Origin of the sequence: Simiaoa sunii, from assembly GCF_014337175.1 — a bacterium.
In the GTDB taxonomy this organism is placed as follows: domain Bacteria; phylum Bacillota; class Clostridia; order Lachnospirales; family Lachnospiraceae; genus Acetatifactor; species Acetatifactor intestinalis.
On the sequence record NZ_CP060633.1, the window covers coordinates 2,560,006 to 2,580,097 of the forward strand.

General features: G+C 44.8%; 24 protein-coding genes and 2 pseudogenes. 3 read left to right on the forward strand and 23 right to left on the reverse strand.

What is annotated here, in order from left to right:
- Positions 1-54 precede the first annotated feature (54 nt).
- Genes H9Q77_RS11730 through H9Q77_RS11740 form a run of 3 tightly spaced genes read right to left on the reverse strand, consistent with a single transcriptional unit; the run spans position 55 to position 2,160 of the window.
- A complete protein-coding gene (locus H9Q77_RS11730) occupies positions 55-1,284 on the reverse strand; it encodes a sensor histidine kinase (RefSeq protein WP_155175846.1) in 1,230 nt (409 codons plus the stop codon).
- On the reverse strand, positions 1,281-1,979 hold the full coding sequence (locus H9Q77_RS11735) for a response regulator transcription factor (RefSeq protein ID WP_249325691.1): 699 nt from the start codon (positions 1,977-1,979) through the stop codon (positions 1,281-1,283). The genes H9Q77_RS11730 and H9Q77_RS11735 overlap by 4 nt, the downstream gene beginning before the upstream one ends.
- Positions 1,972-2,160: a helix-turn-helix domain-containing protein gene (locus tag H9Q77_RS11740; RefSeq protein WP_015560012.1), complete on the reverse strand. Its 189-nt coding sequence runs from the start codon at positions 2,158-2,160 to the stop codon at positions 1,972-1,974. The genes H9Q77_RS11735 and H9Q77_RS11740 overlap by 8 nt, the downstream gene beginning before the upstream one ends.
- Before the next feature lie 164 nt (positions 2,161-2,324).
- On the opposite strand from H9Q77_RS11740, the gene H9Q77_RS11745 reads away from it, so the two are divergent.
- Complete coding sequence (locus H9Q77_RS11745) at positions 2,325-2,756, forward strand: helix-turn-helix domain-containing protein (RefSeq protein ID WP_249325692.1); 432 nt, start codon at positions 2,325-2,327, stop codon at positions 2,754-2,756.
- Between the two features lie 53 nt (positions 2,757-2,809).
- Here H9Q77_RS11745 and H9Q77_RS11750 read toward each other — a convergent pair whose 3' ends face one another.
- Complete coding sequence (locus H9Q77_RS11750) at positions 2,810-4,225, reverse strand: relaxase/mobilization nuclease domain-containing protein (protein ID WP_249325694.1); 1,416 nt, start codon at positions 4,223-4,225, stop codon at positions 2,810-2,812.
- 126 nt (positions 4,226-4,351) lie between these two features.
- On the opposite strand from H9Q77_RS11750, the gene H9Q77_RS11755 reads away from it, so the two are divergent.
- The gene (locus tag H9Q77_RS11755; protein ID WP_117465484.1) at positions 4,352-5,776 is read left to right on the forward strand and encodes an ATP-binding protein; all 1,425 of its coding nucleotides are present in this window, start codon (positions 4,352-4,354) and stop codon (positions 5,774-5,776) included.
- A gap of 72 nt (positions 5,777-5,848) precedes the next feature.
- Here the strand turns inward: H9Q77_RS11755 and H9Q77_RS11760 are convergent, their stop codons facing one another.
- The 10 genes and pseudogenes from H9Q77_RS11760 to H9Q77_RS11805 form a co-directional block, all read right to left on the reverse strand.
- Positions 5,849-6,148, reverse strand: a complete 300-nt coding sequence (locus H9Q77_RS11760) for a CD1845 family protein (RefSeq protein WP_117465483.1) — start codon at positions 6,146-6,148, stop codon at positions 5,849-5,851.
- Positions 6,145-6,447, reverse strand: a pseudogene (locus H9Q77_RS11765) (hypothetical protein). Before H9Q77_RS11765 ends, H9Q77_RS11760 begins: the two are co-directional and overlap by 4 nt.
- A gap of 342 nt (positions 6,448-6,789) precedes the next feature.
- Positions 6,790-7,524: a helix-turn-helix domain-containing protein gene (locus H9Q77_RS11770; RefSeq protein ID WP_117465481.1), complete on the reverse strand. Its 735-nt coding sequence runs from the start codon at positions 7,522-7,524 to the stop codon at positions 6,790-6,792.
- Between the two features lie 137 nt (positions 7,525-7,661).
- A pseudogene (locus H9Q77_RS11775) lies at positions 7,662-7,814 on the reverse strand (TnpV protein); the annotation flags it as partial.
- A gap of 276 nt (positions 7,815-8,090) precedes the next feature.
- Positions 8,091-8,486: a 30S ribosomal protein S9 gene (gene rpsI, locus H9Q77_RS11780; RefSeq protein WP_022154279.1), complete on the reverse strand. Its 396-nt coding sequence runs from the start codon at positions 8,484-8,486 to the stop codon at positions 8,091-8,093.
- Between the two features lie 25 nt (positions 8,487-8,511).
- Positions 8,512-8,940 carry a 50S ribosomal protein L13 gene (gene rplM / locus H9Q77_RS11785; RefSeq protein ID WP_022154280.1) on the reverse strand — a complete coding sequence of 143 codons (429 nt, stop codon included), beginning with the start codon at positions 8,938-8,940 and terminating at the stop codon, positions 8,512-8,514.
- A 373-nt stretch (positions 8,941-9,313) separates the two neighbouring features.
- Positions 9,314-10,093 (reverse strand): tRNA pseudouridine(38-40) synthase TruA, encoded by a 780-nt coding sequence (truA, locus tag H9Q77_RS11790; RefSeq protein WP_249325695.1) that lies wholly within the window; start codon positions 10,091-10,093, stop codon positions 9,314-9,316.
- Between the two features lie 122 nt (positions 10,094-10,215).
- Positions 10,216-11,025: an energy-coupling factor transporter transmembrane component T family protein gene (locus H9Q77_RS11795; protein WP_118537777.1), complete on the reverse strand. Its 810-nt coding sequence runs from the start codon at positions 11,023-11,025 to the stop codon at positions 10,216-10,218.
- Positions 11,026-11,122: 97 nt separating this feature from the next.
- The gene (locus tag H9Q77_RS11800) at positions 11,123-11,983 is read right to left on the reverse strand and encodes an energy-coupling factor transporter ATPase (RefSeq protein ID WP_249325697.1); all 861 of its coding nucleotides are present in this window, start codon (positions 11,981-11,983) and stop codon (positions 11,123-11,125) included.
- 47 nt (positions 11,984-12,030) lie between these two features.
- Positions 12,031-12,894, reverse strand: a complete 864-nt coding sequence (locus H9Q77_RS11805; protein WP_119623958.1) for an energy-coupling factor transporter ATPase — start codon at positions 12,892-12,894, stop codon at positions 12,031-12,033.
- A gap of 226 nt (positions 12,895-13,120) precedes the next feature.
- Between H9Q77_RS11805 and H9Q77_RS11810 the strand changes: the two genes are divergently transcribed.
- The gene (locus H9Q77_RS11810) at positions 13,121-14,062 is read left to right on the forward strand and encodes a M15 family metallopeptidase (RefSeq protein WP_249325699.1); all 942 of its coding nucleotides are present in this window, start codon (positions 13,121-13,123) and stop codon (positions 14,060-14,062) included.
- A gap of 147 nt (positions 14,063-14,209) precedes the next feature.
- Here H9Q77_RS11810 and H9Q77_RS11815 read toward each other — a convergent pair whose 3' ends face one another.
- The 9 genes from H9Q77_RS11815 to H9Q77_RS11855 all read right to left on the reverse strand — a co-directional run bounded on the left by H9Q77_RS11815 (position 14,210) and on the right by H9Q77_RS11855 (position 20,071).
- Entirely contained in the window at positions 14,210-14,815 is a 606-nt protein-coding gene (locus tag H9Q77_RS11815; protein ID WP_022154286.1) for a bL17 family ribosomal protein, read from the reverse strand.
- Positions 14,816-14,968: 153 nt separating this feature from the next.
- Positions 14,969-15,928 (reverse strand): DNA-directed RNA polymerase subunit alpha, encoded by a 960-nt coding sequence (locus H9Q77_RS11820; protein WP_022154287.1) that lies wholly within the window; start codon positions 15,926-15,928, stop codon positions 14,969-14,971.
- A 104-nt stretch (positions 15,929-16,032) separates the two neighbouring features.
- Complete coding sequence (gene rpsD, locus H9Q77_RS11825; RefSeq protein WP_022154288.1) at positions 16,033-16,626, reverse strand: 30S ribosomal protein S4; 594 nt, start codon at positions 16,624-16,626, stop codon at positions 16,033-16,035.
- 137 nt (positions 16,627-16,763) lie between these two features.
- Positions 16,764-17,159 carry a 30S ribosomal protein S11 gene (gene rpsK / locus H9Q77_RS11830; RefSeq protein WP_022154289.1) on the reverse strand — a complete coding sequence of 132 codons (396 nt, stop codon included), beginning with the start codon at positions 17,157-17,159 and terminating at the stop codon, positions 16,764-16,766.
- 76 nt (positions 17,160-17,235) lie between these two features.
- Positions 17,236-17,607 carry a 30S ribosomal protein S13 gene (rpsM, locus tag H9Q77_RS11835; RefSeq protein ID WP_022154290.1) on the reverse strand — a complete coding sequence of 124 codons (372 nt, stop codon included), beginning with the start codon at positions 17,605-17,607 and terminating at the stop codon, positions 17,236-17,238.
- A 407-nt stretch (positions 17,608-18,014) separates the two neighbouring features.
- Positions 18,015-18,128, reverse strand: coding sequence for a 50S ribosomal protein L36 (rpmJ, locus tag H9Q77_RS11840; RefSeq protein WP_031271335.1), 114 nt, complete (start codon positions 18,126-18,128; stop codon positions 18,015-18,017).
- A 101-nt stretch (positions 18,129-18,229) separates the two neighbouring features.
- Positions 18,230-19,516 carry a hypothetical protein gene (locus H9Q77_RS11845; protein WP_249325700.1) on the reverse strand — a complete coding sequence of 429 codons (1,287 nt, stop codon included), beginning with the start codon at positions 19,514-19,516 and terminating at the stop codon, positions 18,230-18,232.
- Between the two features lie 24 nt (positions 19,517-19,540).
- Positions 19,541-19,759, reverse strand: coding sequence for a translation initiation factor IF-1 (gene infA, locus H9Q77_RS11850; protein WP_022154292.1), 219 nt, complete (start codon positions 19,757-19,759; stop codon positions 19,541-19,543).
- Positions 19,760-19,798: 39 nt separating this feature from the next.
- Positions 19,799-20,071: a KOW domain-containing RNA-binding protein gene (locus H9Q77_RS11855; RefSeq protein ID WP_249325702.1), complete on the reverse strand. Its 273-nt coding sequence runs from the start codon at positions 20,069-20,071 to the stop codon at positions 19,799-19,801.
- Positions 20,072-20,092: the final 21 nt, after the last annotated feature.

Sequence of the window (20,092 nt, forward strand, 5' to 3'; positions counted from 1 at the left end):
ACCTCCTTTCTCAAAAGGATAGCAAAAACAGCTTACAAGCAGGTGAATTTGACCTTACAGATCCGTAAGGAAAGATAGTGTAAACAGCGTACCTTTTCCGACTTCACTTTGTACGGAGATAACACCGTTTTGACCCTCAATAATGGACTTGGCAAGGGGAAGCCCCAGCCCGATTCCTTGTGTATCAAGGGAATGTTTGCTGCGATAAAAGCGTTTAAAGATATGGTAAATATCTTCCGGGACTATGCCGTTACCATTATCAGAAATAAAAATCCGAAACATAGCAGGAGTGCGCTCCCATGTAATACGGACAATACCGCCAGCTTGCGTGTGATCCAGTGCATTTTTTACAATGTTTCCAATCGCTTCACCTGTCCATTCCATGTCACAAATAAGCTGCTGTTCACCATCGCCATCTATCTGAATCTGCTTGCTTTCGCTTTTAGCCCTTGTGGTTAGGTCATTGACTGAATGAGCTATCAGCTCGGACACACGGCAACTTTTTTTCTCAAAAATGATGTTTCCCGTATCCAGTCGGGTTATCTTCAACATGGATAAGATTAACTGCTCCATACGCTTTAGAGAAATACCCATCTTCGCCGCAAACTGTTTGACCGTTTCTGCATTTTCTGGCTCACTTTCAATGATCTCCTGATACATAGTGAGGGCTGCCAGAGGCGTTTTGAGCTGGTGAGATATATCGGATATGGTGTCTTTCAAAAACTCTTTTGCTTTACGTTCTGTTTCATTTTTGGATTGGAGCATAGTTGCAAGCTGTTCTATCGAAGAAAACACTTGGTAGATAGCCCCCTCATAATTCTGCGGTAAATGACAAGAGTAATCCCCGTTGATGTAATTTAGCAATATTTTGTCGGCCTGTTGATACAATCGCTTCCTTTTCCAGAAAAAAATAAATATTCCTATGGCAAGCACAAAGAGAAAAAATAGCACAGTGCATAGCATGGTGCAGAAAGCGGAACGCTGAAATTGATTGAAATAAGGCCGCATACTGCTTTCTGACTGTTTTCCCAAACCCGCAGCCGCTAATAATGACCTACCATCGTCACTGATGTCTGTGTTCGTAAAGGCAACTGCAACCACTTCTTTCGGAACACCCTGTTCCAAAAGTGAGGATGAAACCGCTTCATCATGTTTGAGCCATAGGACTTCCGCATCGTTCACCTGATAAATAGTCAAAACGGTTGCTGTACCTACAAACAGCAGAGCAAACAAAGTCAAAAATAGCAGGAACCCTTTAATCTGTCTATCTTGGTACAAACTCATATAGACACCTCTTTCCATTGGTAGCCGAACCCACGAATGGTTATAAGGTGTTCTGGATGGGACGGATTGGTTTCCACTTTTTCACGAAGCCGCCGTACATAGACGGACAGGGTATTATCATCAACAAAATTTCCTGTATCATCCCACAGCTCATTTAGAATGATGTCCCTTGTCACAACGCGATTTGCGTTTCTTACCAGCAGACAAAGCAAACGATATTCGGCGCTTGTCAAATCCAATGCTTTTCCCTTTAAGGTTGCACGGCTACCCAACAGATCAATGGTAATGTCGCCACATTCCATAGAAGTGTTTTTTTCGCTTTTGGAAACTCCGGCCCGACGCAACAGCGCCCGGATGCGGGAACACAATTCCCCCAGTTTGAAAGGCTTGGTGATATAATCGTCCCCACCGCTATCTAATCCACGAATTATGCTGACTTCTTCATCCGATGCAGTCAGGAATATAATAGGTATCTGCTGATTTTCTTTTCTTACTTTTTCGCATATGTCAAATCCTGTTCCATCTGGTAGGGTGACATCCAAAATCAATAGATCGTATCTGTCGAGTTCGGACAAGTATTGTTTTGCCTCACATACAGTACGGGCAACTTCAACATCAAATTCATTCTTTTTCAAAAAGTAGACCAAGCCATCTATTAAACTGACATCATCCTCCAATAGCAATATTCTATTCATGTTTTAATTCCTTCCCTTGTTTTGTCCTTCCGTCAATCGGCTTTTCTGCGTTCTTTGGGATCAGCCAAACACCAGCCATCTTTACAGCGCCAGGGATACGCCCAGCAGCGCAATAGTAATTTACTCTACGAGGTGTCACGCCCCATTTTTCGGCGGCCTCTTTTAGTGTCATATAATCCATTATGCACCTCCACAGAGTACATTATAGTTCTTTGTCTCGAACAATACAAGTTTATCACCAATCGCAGCTTTATATAATCGCCATAATCGTACAGCTTGTCAGGCATAATAAGGTCATTCCATCATATAAACCAGAACGATACAATATTATTGAGATGAACGATTATGCCGATTGATGATTTAACTGCTTTAGGGCAAAAAATGCGAGAAGCCCGAAAGAATAAAGAACTGACACAACAGGAACTTTCTGATCTGAGCCATGTTTCTGTAAAGCAAATCGCCAATATCGAAAAAGGGAAAATGAATCCTTCCTATTTGATTTTAAGAGCATTGGCAAAGGTCCTGCACATCTCTTTAGATACGCTTATAAATCCAGATGTTTCTCTGGAGGATGAGGGTGTCAATCAGATGAAAATGCTTTATTCCAGCTGTCCGCCAGAAATGCGTGACACCCTGCTGCATCACACCCAGGAAACGGTGAAAGAACTAACATATTTGTCCGAGAAATTTGAAATGAAAAGAGGCAAGCAAGCCCCTTTGAACACAGAATTTCATTCTGTGGCTGCGCGGTCTCCGTTCCACTCCGGTCGGCACTAAACGGACATCCCCCGGATGTCCAGTGCCTGCGAACGCTTTTGACCAGGACCAGCTTACCGCTGACCGTGGTCTTTTTCTTTTTCAACATCCTGTTCTACCTCCATTTTCAGCACTCGATCCACATTGGGCTTTGCCGTTAAAAGTTCTCGCATTTCCTCACGGGAATGCCGATGCTCGGCATAGGTCTTTTTCTTTTCTTCCAACAATTTCGCGTACTCTGTCTGCGACTCTTTGACCTTGGGCAGCTTCTTGACGCCCATCTCATCAAAGGCATTCTTAGCAGCCTGGTGGAGCAGAATTTCTTCCTCATGTTCCCCCCTGAATTTCTTAGAGTAACCCGCCTTGCGGTATGCCACATAGACCTCACGGGTCTTGGCATAATTTACGATGTGAGTACGCAGAACAGCGATCTCTGCCATGCGCTTTTCAGCCGCTTTGATCTGCGCCGAAAGATCATTGTGATGTGCTGTGGCAGCCGTAGCCTTTTCTTCCAAAACCGCATACTCCAGCAGGTTATGCTCTGACAGGTAATTCATGGTCTGCGCCATTTGCTTCAGATTGAAAACTTTGGCCCATCGAGCATAGCCAGTACCCTTTCCGGCCTGCAATTTTGCCTGAATGTCCACCAGTAGATTGACCTTCGGCGGCTCCGGCTGCACGACGGTTTTTTTACGGGGCGTATGCTGTTTTTCTCCGGCCAGCACCGCACGAATTTCCGCTTCACTGTACCCGGCCCCCAGCTTGTCATCCATGCGGGCTACATTCTTCCAGCCGGGTGCTTTGAGCCGGATCGCTTTCCCGCGCCGGGATACCACGCAGCCCATTTCGGAAAGCAGTTTCAGCAGCGCATCAAAGTCCGCTGGATTCTGCTCCAGCGCACGGTCAATCATTACTCGCAGCAGCTCTCGGTGAGAGGGCTTTGCCTGATCGCCCAGCCATTTGTTATAGCTCTTTCCGTGAGGGTTCGGATTCTCTACAATGGACAGTCCATTCTCAATACAGATGGTGTCACTTAGCCGACGAACCGCCTTGGTGCTGCCCCAAAAGTTTCGGAACTTCCGGTCATATTCTAAGCTGACCGATGACCAGATAATGTGATTGTGAATGTGCGACTTGTCTATGTGAGTACAGACCACAAAGGCATGATTGCCCTTGGTAAAACGCTTGGCAAATTCTACGCCTAGCCTGTTTGCTTCTTCCGGGGTAATCTCACCAGGGTGGAAGGACTGGCGCACATGATAGGCAATCACATCATCCGCACCGCGCACTCGTCCGGTAGCGGCAATGTACTGCCGCTTTGCCAGAAGGAACTCCGCATCCGCAGTCCGGCTGTCACACGCATAGCCGGTAATGAGCCTGCCGTTATCTGTTTTCTTTGGATTGGCCACATAGTCGATGATGTCACTGATCGCCCGACTCTCTGTGCGGCCTTTGCCGACATGAAGCGGCATGATTCTTGTAGTTGCCATAATAGAAGGCCCTCCTCTCATAAATATTTTTGTTTTCGCTGAACTCTTTGCTTCTATCGTTGCAATAACTTTCTCCGCTGGGTATAATAAAAAAGAACATTCTACAACCTCAAAGGAGGGATTTTTATGATAGAACAGCTCATTTCCGAAGCAACGGAATGTGATTTCAAAGTTGCTCTCGAAACAAAAAAGCCAAAAAGCTGGTTAAAAAGTGTCAGTGCCTTTTCCAATGGAATCGGCGGCACTCTGTTTTTCGGAGTCTCTGATGACCGGAAGCCTATCGGCTTGTCCGATGTTCAAAAGGATGCCGAAGCGATCAGCCGCTTAATCAAAGAACGTATCACACCATTACCACAGTTTATCTTAAAGCCATTGCAGGAAGATGGTAAAAATCTGTTGGCTCTGGATGTTTCTCCCGGCCGCAGCACCCCATACTATTACAAGGCAGACGGAGTGATGGAAGCATACATCCGTGTTGGAAATGAAAGCGTAATTGCACCGGATTACATTGTGAATGAACTGATCTTAAAGGGAACCAATCAGTCCTTTGACACCTTAACAACAGATGCGGTAAAAAAGGATTACAGCTTTACACTTCTGGAAGCAACCTATCTGGAACGGACCGGTCTCCGCTTTGAGCCATCCGATTATGTCTCCTTCGGTTTGGCTGACAAAAATGGGGTCTTGACCAATGCCGGAAAGCTCATGACTGATCAGCACACAGTTTATAACTCCCGTATGTTCTGTACCCGGTGGAATGGCTTGGAAAAAGGCTCTATCTTTGATGATGCGCTGGACGATAAAGAATACGAGGGAAATTTGATTTATTTACTGAACAGCGGCAGTGAATTTATTCGCAATAATTCCAAAGTCCGTTTTGTCAAAAAGGCACAGTATCGTGTAGACAAGCCGGATTATGCTGAACGAGCTGTGACAGAGGCTCTTGTCAATGCGCTTATCCATCGAGATTATATTGTGCTTGGCAGCGAAATCCATATTGATATGTTTGATGATCGGGTGGAAATCACATCTCCGGGCGGTATGTTTGGCGGCGGCTCAATTCAGGAATACGATATTTACAGTATCCGTTCCATGCGACGAAACCCTGTGATCGCTGACCTGTTCCACCGCATGAAGTACATGGAACGCCGTGGAAGTGGCCTACGCAAAATCGTCAGTGAAACCGAAAAGCTGCCTGGATACACAGCGGCATATAAGCCTGAATTTTCCTCAACAGCGACAGATTTCAGAGTCATCTTGAAAAATGTAAACTACAACATGTGCGGTGCTTCCGTACATGTTGCCGCACATGATACAGCACATGATGCCGCACATGATACATCTGTGATCAGCAAGCAAAACTTGCTATTGGAATTTTGTGCAGATCCTAAAAGTCGAGATGAAATGCAAGCATATATTGATGTTTCCAGCCGTTCTCACTTCAGCAAATATTACCTCAAGCCTTTATTATCTTCTGGTAAACTTGAAATGATGTTTCCAGACAAACCCAAAAGCAAAAACCAGAAATACACTACCGTTCATTCCAAATAACCTAGAAGCAGGGCATTGGGTCTCATCTCCCATTGTCCTGCTTCTTTTCATTCCAGATTATATTCACATCATTTACCCATACATCCAATCCTGGATCGCATATTTCAAATCCTGCACCTTACCCAACAGCCAGATCGCCGCAAGCGGCAATCCCATCGGGCTAATCAAAAAAGCTATAACCAGCAAAATCGCACCATTCTGCGGGGAATAGGTAATAAGCACAGCCACGCCAAGTAGCGCAATTACCGTGCTGAGTAGACCAAGCACCAGACCAGATATGTAGATCAGCCCCGTGCAGAGCCAGACAAAAAGCGTCAACACCAAAAAGACCGGTGCAGTTACGATCATCAGCAGGCATTTCAAAATCTTCATTCCAGTTTCTCCTTCCAACGCTCCAGATGCCGTTTGCACAAGGCATCCGCTTCTCTCTCATCATCTTCCGTCACTTACCGTTTTCCTTTGGTCAGTTCAATCTCCAGATAAGTCCGGTAATCATCGGCTAAGAGGTCGAACAGTTCCTTGGGAGTATGGCACACCTCGCCGGTGCAATAGTGAAAGTCCTGGTCAAATTCCACCCTTACACATCCGTGACGGCTGATATAAACTTCGATGGTCTCGTCTGCGGCCAGGTAGTCCGCAAAAATCTCCAGCACCTTTTCAAAGATCAGCATCTGTTTTCACTCCTTTGCTACGCTTCCTATTCTACTCATATTATCCGGTACGGACAGACAAAAGACAAGGATACCGCCAAAAAGAAAAAGCGGAGGAAGGTGCGGCGAAGAAACGCCGTTCCTCCCTCCGCAAATGGAGTATCTATCCCTGTTATGAAAGTTTGGAGAGTTGGGTAAGGATTTCCTTTACACCCTCATTCGTATTCTCAAAAAGTCAAAGAAAATGGGAACGCCTATCAGCCAGCGGAAAAAACGATAAGAAAGAAAGCTGTCATCACGGGACTTTCCTGCAACGACAGCTTTAAATAGGCTTATATGATTTTTGAGAAATTCTTGACTGAATTACCTACTTTCTTGAAAAAGTTCTATACTATATTTGGTAGGATTGTTTTGCTCGATAAAAACATTCGCATATAAATCCTCCTTTCGGTGAAATGGTGTCAAAACATAGTAATTACTTACTGCTTTGTATTCCTTACCCTCGTAAATAAATCCACATACAATTCTGCAACAGATGTAATTTCCAACCGTAATCCATGATGCTGGAATTATATCCTTGATTTCAGAGTCTATGCAAAAACCTGAATGCTTCAGGTTTTTCAATTTTTTCTTATCGTATGTCAGCTTACCCACTGAAATCAGAAACAACATTATCCACACAGAGGCATTGAGCAACATGACCTTCAATATAGTTGGATTAAAAAAATTCCCAATAAAACCAACAGCTAATTCAATCACTGCTACAAGCAATGTTACATTAGAACATGTAGAGAATAAGTATTTTATTGGTTTAAGATTGGCAATTTGCTTTTCTTTGTAAAGTTTGGAAATATTTTCTTCCGCCTTTCCTTTATATTCCTCTGCCGATATATGTTCCCCAGAAAAAAGCTCGTTCAAACTAATGCCCAAAGCATCACATAGAGGTTGTAAAAGCGACACATCGGGCATTCCTCTACCATTTTCCCATTTAGAAACCGCCTGATTGGTAATATCTAATAGTTCGGCAAGCTGTATTTGTGTTAGACTTTTTTCTTTTCTACACTGTGCAATAAATGCACCTATTTTTTTCTGATCCATAAAACAAATCTCCTTTATACTATATTTGACCTCAGTATATCAAATAGAGAATTTATTTGGAACATACTAAGCGTTGAAGGGAGTCTCAACGTTGAGTTGAATAGATATGAATTTGCGATAATCATTCTACCATACCGTTATAAATAAATCATCTCATGCAAAACGATTTCTTCTGCCCGATTGCGAATGTTATTGCAACGCTGCACCCATTCCATTTGACGGGTACACTTTAATTTCTCGGTTACGCCCTCGGCAATTTTCATCTGCTCTATGATGGTATCTAACCGTTGACTTTGAAACTATGCCAAACTGCCACAGCCAAAAAACGAGGGGAAGGAGGGCTGAAAAGCACCCCAAAAATCGGCTCTCGGTTAACCACTTTGGGAACCACTTCCCCCTCTTTTTGGCCAGTTAACCACTTGCGGACCACTAAAAATTGGATGAAATCGGCTCTCGTTTTGCCAAATTTGGTCAAACCATATCAGCCCGTTTAGATATAGCAAAAGCCCGGGAAACCTTGATTTTCCGGGCTTTTTGAACCATTTTGATATAGTCTGAGCAGTCGATTATCTCTTGCTGAACTGAGGTGCGCGACGAGCTGCTTTGAGACCGTACTTCTTTCTTTCCTTCATACGAGGGTCTCTGGTAAGGAATCCAGCCTTCTTCAGAACGGGTCTGAAATCACCGTCTACCTGAAGCAGAGCTCTGGAAATACCGTGTCTGATCGCACCAGCCTGGCCGGTGTATCCGCCACCGCGAACGTTAACCAGAACGTCAAACTTCTCAGCAGTCTCAGTAGCTGCCAGAGGCTGACGAACGATAACCTTCAGAGTCTCCAGACCGAAGTACTCATCAATGCTTCTCTTATTGATTGTAATATTACCATTACCGGGTACTAAATATACTCTGGCGATGGATTTCTTTCTTCTACCGGTTCCGTAGTATCTTTCTGTTTTAGCCATGATTTATTTTCCTCCTCTCAGTCCTTTAGAATGTCAGTACTTCAGGCTTCTGAGCTTCATGCTTGTGCTCAGGTCCTGCATATACGTGAAGTTTGGTGAACATCTGTCTTCCTAAAGGTCCCTTGGGAAGCATGCCCTTAACTGCAAGCTCGATTACCTGCTCAGGCTTCTTTTCTAATTTTTCTCTCAGGGTAGCTTCTTTTAAGCCACCAACGTAATCGGAATGATGATAATATACCTTCTGATCCATCTTCTTACCGGTTACTTTGATCTTCTCAGCATTGATAACGATAACGTTGTCACCGCAGTCGATGTGGGGAGTGAAGATAGGCTTATTCTTGCCTCTCAGCACTTTAGCAACCTCAGATGCCAGACGGCCTAAGGTCATGTCAGTAGCGTCTACTACATACCATTTTCTATCGATTGTAGCTGGACTAGCCATAAATGTTTTCATTATGTTCCCTCCATATTACTTTCGCCGATTCCTGATCGACTTTTTCAGTGTTCCGGTCTGATAGTAATCTGCAGATGTCCGGCTACATTTTACTTCTTCCCAAAACGGTTGAATACTTTATTTCAATGCTTCGTCGGGGCTTTGACTCAGCATATTGAAACACTGTCACAGTCATATATTATATGGCACCAAGCAATTAGTGTCAAGATAATTTTAAAACTTTTTACAGTTCAGCCGTAAAACAACCGAACCAACGATCAAGTATTGCACACAAAGCGCTGTTTTTGACATTCTATGAACCAGATGCCTATATATGAGCTAAGATAGTCACGCAGTGACGGAAAACACAATAACTCAGCATTGCGGATGACCGTCACAAAAACTCGTATTTCATCAGTGTCAGTCCATGGGCCGGTGCGGTAGGTCCCGCTGCACTGCGGTCTTTTGCCTCGAGGATCGTGAAAATATCCATGGGGTCCCGCCTGCCCTGTCCGATATCTAACAGGGTTCCGGCAATGATCCTCACCATATTATATAAGAAGCCATTACCACAGACACGGATCACCAGATCATTTTCTCCCTGCTCTTCCACTTCCACGGAATAGATGGTGCGTACGGTGGATTCTACCTGGGCGCCGGTCTGGCAGAAGCTTTTGAAATCATGTTCTCCCTCCAGATAAGCCGCCGCTTCCTGCATCCGGTTCACATCCAGTTCATAATAAGTAAAAAGCGAATACAAACGTTTCACCGGCATGGGGAACTGTGCCCGGTAGATCCGGTATTCATAGGTCTTGCGGCTGTCGCATCTGCGGGGATGCCAGTCCTGTGGCACCTGTTCGGACTTTTGTATCCGGATATCCTCCGGAAGTCTCTGGTTCAGCGCATAGGAAATTTTCTCCGCAGGCATCCGGCTGGTAGTATCAAACACAGCGATATTCCCCAGTGCATGCACTCCGGAGTCCGTCCGACTGGCTCCGATAACCTCGACAGGCTCCTGCAGCAGATCGGTCAGGCACCGGTTCAATTCGCTTTCGATGGTGATCCCGTTATTCTGGATCTGCCAGCCGTGGTAATTCGTACCGTCGTACGCCACGGTCAGGCGGACACGCTTTTTTTCTTTTTCCGGCTGCTTTGACAGCTGTTCTATTATCATTTCCGATTCCACTGTATTTCACCCGCTTTCTCTCCTGCCACCTGTCTTAGGTTCCCAGACATTCTTTCCTGTATTTGACGAGATACTATCTGTTATGGGCATTATTGTTTTGCAGTAAAAATTTACGGTAAAAACGGTAATCTTCCTACCACAATGCTGATCACCATATATGCGGCAATACAGCCGTAAGCAATGTAATCTCTCTTATGATAGATCAGCGGTTTCATCTTCGTCCTGCCCTCTCCGCCGCGATAGCATCTGGCCTCCATTGCCATGGCAAGGTCGTTGGCTCTGCGGAACGCGGAGATAAACAGCGGTACTAAAAGGGGCACCATTGCCTTGGCACGTTTGAATATATTGCCGCTCTCGAAATCCGCACCTCTGGCGATCTGTGCTTTCATGATCTTATCCGTTTCTTCTAATAATATAGGAATAAAACGAAGTGCAATGGACATCATCATGGCCACTTCATGTACGGGCACCTTGAATACTTTTAAGGGTCCCATCATTTTCTCCATTCCATCCGTCAGATTGTTCGGTGTAGTGGTCAGCGTCATCACAGAGGATCCAATGATCAGAAGTGTCAGGCGGATAGCCATGGAAATAGCCATCTTCAGACCTTCCTGCGTGATGGTCAGCTTCCAGATCGTGAATAACGGTGTTCCCGGTGTCAGAAAGAGATTGAATACCACTGTGATCAGCATGAGCATAACAATGGTCTTCATTCCCTTTACCATGAATTTAAAAGGTACCTTCGACAGACGGATCACCAGGCCCAGAAACAGGGCCGCGATCACATATCCTGCATAATTTTTGAAAAAGAACAGGGAAATGATAAATAAAACGGTACCTCCCAGCTTTACCCGGGGATCCATCTTATGAATCAATGATTCCGTCTGATAATATTGTCCTAATGTAATATCTCTAAGCATATTGCTCCTCACCAGAGTTTCTGCCCGGCTCCTGTCGGGTCAGAACTCGTATCTTCTCTCTGCTCATGCTGCAATTTGAGCATTGCAGTTCAAATCATTACTTCTGATTGTTCTGTTTCCAGACTCTTGCAATTTCTTCCGCAGCCTCTTCGATCGTTGTGGCATCTACATCCACATCCGCTCCCCGTGCTTTCAGCTCATGCATGATATAGGTGACCTGCGGTGCTGCCAGTCCTACTTCTTCCAGCTCTTTGTAATGTTTGAATACTTCTCTCGGGGTATCGTCATACATGACGCTTCCCTTGTTCATCACAATAATACGGTCCACATACTCCGCGACATCTTCCATGCTGTGTGATACTAACAGAATGGTCAGTCCGGTTTCTGTCTGCAGCTTTTTGATCTGCTGTAAGATCTCATCTCTTCCCTTGGGATCCAGCCCGGCAGTGGGTTCATCCAGGATCAGCACTTCCGGCTTCATTGCCAGTACTCCGGCGATCGCCACACGACGCTTCTGTCCACCGGACAGTTCAAAGGGTGACTGATAGAAAAGCTCGTCCGGCAGTCCTACTTTTTTCAGAGCATCGTATGCACGAAGCTTCACTTCTTTTTTATCCAGTCCCAGATTCTTCGGTCCGAAACAAACATCGCTGAATACATCGATCTCAAACAGCTGATGCTCCGGATACTGGAACACCAGCCCTACCTTGCTGCGGAGCTTTTTCATATCATAATCCTTGTCGTAGATATCTTCTCCGTTAAAATAGATATGTCCGTCGGTAGCACGGATCAATCCGTTCATATGCTGCATCAGCGTGGACTTACCGGAGCCGGTATGCCCAATGATACCGATGAACTGTCCATCCGGTATCTTCAGGCAGACATCGTTCAGGGCATGAACTGCCAGCGGTGTATCTGCACCGTATACATAATTCACATGATCTAATATGATAGACATTTTTTCGATCCTTTCCCGGGTACTTTCATTCGCTGCCATCCCCGCCACTATTTCCTGTCGGTTTTTCCATAGCCCAGTGCATTGACCAGCTCTTCTCTTGTCAATATGCCATCCGGCAGCGGAATTCCGCGTTTCTGCAATTCATACGATAACAGCGTTACCTGCGGCACATCCAGCCGTAGCTTTTTCAGCTGCTCCACCTGTGAAAAGATTTCCCGGGGGGTACCCTGCATGGCAATTTTTCCCTCATCCATGACAAATACCTTGTCCGCATGAATGATTTCTTCCATATAATGGGTGATCAGGATCAGCGTAACGCCTTCCACCTGATTCAATCCACGGACTGCACGGATGACTTCCTTACGTCCACTGGGATCCAGCATGGCAGTCGGCTCGTCCAATACAATACATTTGGGATGCATGGCCAGTACTCCGGCAATAGACACTCTCTGCTTCTGACCACCGGACAGCTTATTCGGGGAATACTTTCGATATTCGTACATACCTACCGCTCGTAAGCTCTCTTCCACACGCTGCCAGATCTCCTCCGTGGGGATCCCCATGTTCTCCGGGCCAAATCCCACATCTTCTTCCACTACCTGTCCTATGATCTGGTTATCCGGATTCTGAAACACCATGCCGGCTGTCTGACGTACCTTCCAGATGTTGTCCTCATCCTTCGTGTCCATACCATCGACCCAGAGTGTTCCCTCTGTCGGATTTAAGATGGCGTTCATATGCTTTGCCAGAGTAGACTTGCCGGAACCGTTATGTCCGAGGATGGCTATGAACTGTCCCTGCTCTATATCAAGAGAAACATCATTCACTGCTCTTGTGATCCCTTCCACATTTCCCTCTTCATCCCGACGAATATATTCATATACCACATTATTTGCTTTAATGATCTCCATAAATAATCTCCATTCCATATTCGCTTAGTGCCGGAGAATCAGCTGTCTTCTGCTTTTGCAAGATATCGTTCCTATTTTACTAGATTATGCACAGATTTACAACACTTAACAGGGAACTGACCAGACTTTTTCAAAATCTCTTGTACTGCTTTCCAAAAACCTTTATAGTTATGGTTGTATCTTTCTATTGCAGAACATTTCAGAAAATAAAACAAGGAGGCATTCTATGAATCCGATCGATCGCAATAAAATATGGAAGATGGTGGGTATCCTTGCGCTCATCACTGTCGTGGCAGGAGGACTGCTAAGGGTATCCCAACACAATTCCTACACTCTGGGGGATTATGCGGTGGACAATCCTTCCCTGGCTTATCAGACGGCAGAGCCGTCACCTACCCCAGCGCCTACACCAGTTGTCGACAATTCCAATGAAAATGCGACAGAAAACTTGCAGGAAGAATCTTCCATGGCAGAAACTACTGTTTTGACCGGTTATTCCCTGAATGGAGAGCTATTGAGCGACCAGCGGACCACGCTGTCCGACGGCTTCTATTATGAGCCGTTATCCGAAAAATTACAGAGATACATAACAGGTGTTTCTTATCCAGCCACTGTGGATAACTCTGATAGTTCTTCGGAAACACTGTTGAAATCTGTCGAAATCAGCTATGACGATCTGCGCTATGTACATATAAGGCATTATAATTTTGAAGGAAATCCTGCAGAAGGGGAATTAATCTGTAACAAGGCGATCGCGCAGGACCTGACAGAAATCTTCTACGAGCTGTATTGTAATGAATATCAGCTGGAAAGGGTACTTTTGATCGATGAATATGATGGGGATGACCTCGCATCCATGGAGGATAACAATACCTCCTGCTTCAACTACCGCCCGGTGGAAGGAACTTCCTCCCTGTCCAAGCATGCATTAGGGCTGGCGATCGATATCAATCCCTTTTATAATCCTTATATTACTTACAATAAGGATGGCAGCGAAAAGGTATCTCCTGCAAACGCTTCCGCCTATGCAGACAGAACCGCTTCCTTCCCCTACAAAATTGACGAAAACGATCTATGCTATCAGTTATTTAAAGAGCATGGTTTCACCTGGGGCGGTCACTGGAACTCCTGCAAGGATTATCAGCACTTCCAGAAGGTAGTGGAATAAGCCGCTTGTCCGCAACCATTTTCCTGTAATAATCGGGCAGGCTGCCTCCTACTCGATTTTATACTTCGTACACACAAAAAGCGCCTCCGGAAATGAGTTGGCTCATTTCCGAAAGCGCTATTTTTATGTCTGCTTATAAGTTATGGATTAAACTAACTCCAGAACAACAGTCATAGCTGCGTCACCCTTACGCTGACCGATCTTAACGATTCTGGTGTAACCACCCTTACGGGTAGCATACTTGGGAGCATACTCATCGAAGAGCTTTGCAACCAGGTCAACTTCCTTGGTGTTCTTTTTCTTGCCTGCTGCATCAGCGGGAACCTCAACTACAGGGTTCAGAACCTTCAGCATCTGACGACGTGCATGAGATCTGGTAGGCAGATCCTTCTTGATCTCCTTCTCAACTTCGTCGTATACAGTAACGGTAACACCGTTCTCGATCTTAACCAGCTTGCCATCCTTATCGCGATGGGACTCAGCCAGGACCTTACCGGTCTCCTTGTCAACGATCTGCTTTACGCGCTTGCCGTCCTTGTCCTTGCGGGCAACCTTGGTGGTAACTTTAACAGTTTCGAAGTTATCCTTCTCTTTTACTGCCAGAGCGATCAGTCCATCAACGATCTTCTGTACTTCCTTAGCCTTAGCTTCGGTGGTAACGATCTTGCCGTTGTTGATCACTGCAGTTACCTGATTTCTTAATAATGCCTTTCTCTGTGCAGATGTTCTGCCGAGTTTTCTGTACTTTGCCATGATAATTTTCCTTTCTCCATTCATGGTACATCCGGCCATGCACTTTGGACTTACTTACCGAATGCGTTGTTTTTTGCCATTTAGAGATAAACCGCATCCGAACACTTTGGGCTTACCGGATACGGAAATCTAACTTTTTATGTTCAGCTGAAATTAGTTCTCATCACTGGGGTTCAGCTGTAATCCCAGCTCTTTCAGTTTAGCCAGAACTTCTTCCAAAGATTTACGTCCGAGGTTACGAACCTTCATCATATCTTCTGAAGTCTTATTGGTTAACTCTTCTACAGTATTGATACCTGCTCTCTTCAAGCAGTTGTAAGAACGAACGGAAAGCTCCAGCTCGTCAATACTCATCTCCAGAACCTTTTCCTTCTCGTCGTCTTCCTTCTCTACCATAACCTCAGCGGTCTTAGCATTTTCGGAAAGGTCGATGAACAGGTTCAGATGCTCGCTGAGCACCTTAGCTGCCAGGCTGACTGCCTCATCGGGAGCCAGGGTTCCGTTGGTGTATACATCCAATGTAAGCTTGTCGAAATCAGTACTCTGACCTACACGGGTATTTTCTACCGTAACGTTAACTCTCTCTACAGGTGTATAGATAGAATCAATGGCAATTACGCCGATTGGTAAATCTTCGTGTTTGTTCTTGTCGGCACTTACGTAGCCGCGGCCTCTTGTAATAGTTAACTCCATGTAAAGTTTGGTATCTTTACCGCTCAGAGTAGCGATTACAAGGTCGGGATTCAGAATTTCAATATCCTGGTCACACTGGATATCAGAAGCTCTTACAACACCTTCGCCTTCAAACTCAATATATGCAGTCTTAGCCTCGTTGGTCTCGCTGTTGTTCTTGATCGCAAGGCTCTTGATGTTCATGATGATCTCAGATACATCTTCCTTTACGCCGGGAATAGAACTGAACTCATGAAGAACACCTTCAATTTTGATCTGGCTCACTGCAGCACCGGGCAGGGAAGACAGCATGATTCTTCTCAGGGAGTTACCCAGAGTAATACCATAGCCTCTTTCCAGGGGTTTTACTACGAATTTACCATACTTTTTGTCTTCTGAAATCTCGCTAACCTCAATATTAGGTCTTTCAAAATCAAACACTGCCAATACCCTCCTTTGCGAACTTTATATGTTGACATGTTCTTACGAACAATATCCCATGGAATAATATTCCACAGGAAATGTTCATTGGGGTTACATAAAACTTACTTGGAGTACAACTCGACGATAAGCATCTCGTCAACAGGAACATCGATCATCTCTCTGGTAGGCAGATTCTTGATGGTTCCCTTAAAGTTCTCAACATCAGCATCGATCCATTCGGGTACTAATCTTCCAGCAGTAACATCAAGGATATCCTTGTATCTCTGCATGGACTTAGCGCTCTCCTTGATCTCGATAACATCGCCAGCCTTGATCAGGTAAGAAGGAATGTTTACACACTTACCGTTTACAAGTACATGCTTGTGGTCAACGATCTGTCTTGCTTCTCTTCTGGTTCTTGCAAAACCCATTCTGAACACTACATTGTCCAGTCTGCTCTCTAACAGGGTCATCAGGTTCTCACCGGTCATGCCCTTCATTCTATCAGCCTTCTCATAGTAGTTACGGAAAGGCTTCTCCAGAACGCCATAGATGAACTTAGCCTTCTGCTTTTCTCTTAACTGAAGTCCGTACTCAGATACCTTTTTGCCTGCTCTTGCAGAGGTTCTGTTAGACTTCTTGTCATAGCCCAGGTAAGAAGGCTCAAGGCCAAGGGCTCTACATCTTTTCAGTACAGGTACACGATTTACTGCCATTTTTTTATTTTCCCTTCTTTATACTTCGGAAGTGACTTCCGAGGGTTGTTTACAGTGCCGCAATGCGGCACTTTCATCCAACTTGTTCTAATGTTACTTCATTAAAATTAATTGTTTCGTCTTCTGACGATTTCTCACTAAACGCGACGACGCTTAGGAGGACGGCATCCATTGTGAGGTACAGGAGTTACATCACAAATGCTTAAGACATCCAGTCCACTTGCAGACAGAGCTCTGATTGCTGCTTCACGTCCTGAACCAGGACCCTTTACGAATACGTCAACGGACTTTAATCCGTGAACAAGAGCAGCCTTTGTTGCTGTTTCAGCAGCCATCTGTGCAGCATATGGAGTAGATTTCTTTGAACCTCTAAAACCAAGACCACCGGCACTTGCCCAGCTAAGAGCATTACCTTCAGCATCTGTTAACGTTACGATTGTATTGTTAAAAGAAGACTGAATATGTGCCTGTCCGCGTTCAACGTTTTTTCTTACACGCTTTTTTGTTACTTTCTTTGCAACTTTTTTAGCCATTTTAAACTAACCTACTTTCTCATTTCCTGGGGATGCTTACATTTGCTTCCCTCTCACAGTTACATTTTGATCTCAATTACTTCTTCTTATTTGCCACCGTGCGCTTAGGTCCCTTACGAGTTCTTGCGTTGGTCTTAGTCTTCTGACCACGAACAGGAAGTCCTTTACGATGACGAATACCACGATAGCAGCCGATTTCCTGAAGTCTCTTGATATTCAGAGCGATTTCTCTTCTCAGATCACCTTCTACCATAACGCCAAGCTTTTCGATAGCTTCACTGATCTTCTTTACCTCATCATCGGTAATATCTCTCACTCTGGTATCAGGATTTACACCTGCTTCTGCTAACAGCTTGTCAGCAGTAGGTCTGCCTATTCCATAGATATAGGTCAAACCGATCTCAATTCGTTTTTCTCTAGGTAAGTCTACACCTGCGATACGAGCCATTTACGTTTCCTCCATTTTCCTGCGTAATCTCTTACGCTTTGCGCAACATTTCTGCGCTCACAACTTTCGTTGTGCGTGCGTACGTTTGGTCTGTTAGTTGTACGCTCAATAGTTACTAATTGATTGGGGTTCTCACCCAATCGGACACGATCCGATCTTTCCACAGTTGTCTTACGCTGCACCGGTGAAAAAACGCTCTGCGTTTTTTCCGGTGAAACATAGTATTTCTTAAATTGCGTACTTTGCAATTTTAGAAATTCTTTTCACCGTGGTATCAACAAGTAATCTCCCGTAAGCTCTATCCAAATCTATTATGAAAATTGATAATTTTGATAATAATCAATTCAGCCGCACATAATAACCGGACAAGAACTCACATACCTGATCAAATGACGATCAAGCGGTGATTATCCCTGTCTCTGTTTGTGCTTCGGATTCTCACAGATTACTCTGATGCGTCCTTTTCTCTTGATGATTTTGCACTTTTCGCAAATCGGTTTTACTGATGATCTAACTTTCATGTTAAACCCTCCTTTCAAAAAAGACCGTCTTACATTATAGCATGACGGTCTTTCCTTTGCAAGCGTATTCTTACGCTTTTTTCAATATTTTTTAGGTTTTTTCAACTTTTTTGTGATCTTTTTGCCTGCTTTACGATCAAAACAATAAAAGTAATGGCTGCAGCCGCTGCAACACTTAAAATCCGGAAGGTAAACCTTGCATGCAACGCAGAATGATGTTGTACGGCAATGATCCAGGCAAAAGGAATTGCAGCTGTGACAACGACTGGAAGTAACTGTGCATACACATTCTTCCATCTTCCCATAACAATGATCATCACCATCAGTCCTACTGCCACTGCGGCCAGGATGCCTGCGGCGATTCCCATATAAACCGGATATTCGTGAAGATTCAGTCCGATCACATAGAATCCTCCGTTCATCCGCGGTCGGCCGCCGATTGCCTCTGTACGACCGATAATGGACCAAATAGCATCTTTGATCGTACCGGTATGTAAAGTCAGGTCTGCAATGACCCATTTTGCTGCCCACATTCCCGCATAGCCGATTCCCCAGCTTGCGCAGAAGCCGATCAGCTTTTTGATATTATTCCATGCTCTGTCATTTTCTAATAAGAAGTAACAGCACAGAGGAATTCCCAGTGTAGTGATGGGATACGTCAGGAAATCAAAATAAGACGTCAGAATTCCAATGATCAGGAAGAATTCCGGATACTGTCCCTTCTCATGCAATCTGTCATGATGTAACAGCATATATTCCACTGCCAGAAGCGTCAGGATCCAGCACACCGACATGGTCAGAGAGATCATCACCAGTAACGGTTTCATGAACAGAAAGCTTCCCAGGGTCACAGCTGCGACACCTGCATTCTGTTTTCGTATTGCCGTGATCAGTACCCAGATCATAAGTGCGATCTGTACCGCCAGTTCCAGCCATACCACATGCTTCCAGGAGAACAACAGCAGCAAAGGCTTTAAGTATAAAAGATAGCCGTGCCAGTACCTCGCATAAATATGAAGGTACATGTTACTGACATTCTCATGGGATTCACAAAAAGCCTTCAGGGAATCTTCCGGCGTCCACACGTCCTCTTCCAGATCATAATGGTACATCCACATGGCATGTTCATAAGCATTTTTATCCGGCAGTCTCTCTATGGCATTCTGTACCATGATAGCATCGGTGTAAGTCTCTCTGTTTTTCCACAAGTACTTTGAGAATGCATCTTCCGGGATCTCATCACCGCTCTTCAGCATATCCCCAACACTTTTCTCCACATTCCTGCGCATCGGCCCTACCGGAAGCAGGAATACCAATACCAAAAGCATCGTTCCCACTACCGCACTGATCGCCAGAATAGCAGCAAAGTTACGTATTTTTTTAGCCATAGCTATTTTCTCTCCAGATTGTACTTACTTATCTCTCCAGATAATACGTCCCTTGCTCAGATCGTAAGGAGACAATTCCAGTGTTACCTTATCTCCGGGAAGGATACGGATGAAGTTCTGACGAAGCTTACCACTGATGGTAGCCAGCACTCTGTGTCCGTTCTCCAATTCTACACGGAACATGGTATTGGGAAGTTTCTCCACAACGGTTCCTTCGATTTCGATTACATCACTTTTAGACATAAAATTCCTCCATAGCTTTCTACTTTTTACTTCTTTACATTACTTATTACTCAGATAATCCTCCAGGGTCTTGCGGATCTGTCTGTTGATCTCGTCCCGCTCCCCCGGAAGATTCTGCTTTATGATCTGGATCAGTGTACCCTGTGCCGAAGAATGTATGATCTGGATATGCTTTTTCTTTTTCTTCTTCGGATGTTCTACACCACGCAGCCTTCCGTCACACAGATAAACACATTCTCCCTCTTCACCGACGATCATGTACAATCTTTCCTTGTCATGACCGGCTTTTGAAGTTGCAAGTTCTCCTATCATACCGTAAGTCTAACCTTTCTT

Excerpts from the sequence above, each read along its gene's own strand:
- H9Q77_RS11730 (WP_155175846.1), bottom strand. The coding sequence starts at position 1,284 with ATGAGTTTGTACCAAGATAGACAGATTAAAGGGTTCCTGCTATTTTTG.
- H9Q77_RS11735 (WP_249325691.1), bottom strand. The coding sequence starts at position 1,979 with ATGAATAGAATATTGCTATTGGAGGATGATGTCAGTTTAATAGATGGC.
- H9Q77_RS11740 (WP_015560012.1), bottom strand. The coding sequence starts at position 2,160 with ATGGATTATATGACACTAAAAGAGGCCGCCGAAAAATGGGGCGTGACA.
- H9Q77_RS11745 (WP_249325692.1), top strand. The coding sequence starts at position 2,325 with ATGCCGATTGATGATTTAACTGCTTTAGGGCAAAAAATGCGAGAAGCC.
- H9Q77_RS11750 (WP_249325694.1), bottom strand. The coding sequence starts at position 4,225 with ATGGCAACTACAAGAATCATGCCGCTTCATGTCGGCAAAGGCCGCACA.
- H9Q77_RS11755 (WP_117465484.1), top strand. The coding sequence starts at position 4,352 with ATGATAGAACAGCTCATTTCCGAAGCAACGGAATGTGATTTCAAAGTT.
- H9Q77_RS11760 (WP_117465483.1), bottom strand. The coding sequence starts at position 6,148 with ATGAAGATTTTGAAATGCCTGCTGATGATCGTAACTGCACCGGTCTTT.
- H9Q77_RS11770 (WP_117465481.1), bottom strand. The coding sequence starts at position 7,524 with ATGGATCAGAAAAAAATAGGTGCATTTATTGCACAGTGTAGAAAAGAA.
- rpsI (WP_022154279.1), bottom strand. The coding sequence starts at position 8,486 with ATGGCTAAAACAGAAAGATACTACGGAACCGGTAGAAGAAAGAAATCC.
- rplM (WP_022154280.1), bottom strand. The coding sequence starts at position 8,940 with ATGAAAACATTTATGGCTAGTCCAGCTACAATCGATAGAAAATGGTAT.
- truA (WP_249325695.1), bottom strand. The coding sequence starts at position 10,093 with ATGATAATAGAACAGCTGTCAAAGCAGCCGGAAAAAGAAAAAAAGCGT.
- H9Q77_RS11795 (WP_118537777.1), bottom strand. The coding sequence starts at position 11,025 with ATGCTTAGAGATATTACATTAGGACAATATTATCAGACGGAATCATTG.
- H9Q77_RS11800 (WP_249325697.1), bottom strand. The coding sequence starts at position 11,983 with ATGTCTATCATATTAGATCATGTGAATTATGTATACGGTGCAGATACA.
- H9Q77_RS11805 (WP_119623958.1), bottom strand. The coding sequence starts at position 12,894 with ATGGAGATCATTAAAGCAAATAATGTGGTATATGAATATATTCGTCGG.
- H9Q77_RS11810 (WP_249325699.1), top strand. The coding sequence starts at position 13,121 with ATGAATCCGATCGATCGCAATAAAATATGGAAGATGGTGGGTATCCTT.
- H9Q77_RS11815 (WP_022154286.1), bottom strand. The coding sequence starts at position 14,815 with ATGGCAAAGTACAGAAAACTCGGCAGAACATCTGCACAGAGAAAGGCA.
- rpsD (WP_022154288.1), bottom strand. The coding sequence starts at position 16,626 with ATGGCAGTAAATCGTGTACCTGTACTGAAAAGATGTAGAGCCCTTGGC.
- rpsK (WP_022154289.1), bottom strand. The coding sequence starts at position 17,159 with ATGGCTAAAAAAGTTGCAAAGAAAGTAACAAAAAAGCGTGTAAGAAAA.
- rpsM (WP_022154290.1), bottom strand. The coding sequence starts at position 17,607 with ATGGCTCGTATCGCAGGTGTAGACTTACCTAGAGAAAAACGAATTGAG.
- rpmJ (WP_031271335.1), bottom strand. The coding sequence starts at position 18,128 with ATGAAAGTTAGATCATCAGTAAAACCGATTTGCGAAAAGTGCAAAATC.
- H9Q77_RS11845 (WP_249325700.1), bottom strand. The coding sequence starts at position 19,516 with ATGGCTAAAAAAATACGTAACTTTGCTGCTATTCTGGCGATCAGTGCG.
- infA (WP_022154292.1), bottom strand. The coding sequence starts at position 19,759 with ATGTCTAAAAGTGATGTAATCGAAATCGAAGGAACCGTTGTGGAGAAA.
- H9Q77_RS11855 (WP_249325702.1), bottom strand. The coding sequence starts at position 20,071 with ATGATAGGAGAACTTGCAACTTCAAAAGCCGGTCATGACAAGGAAAGA.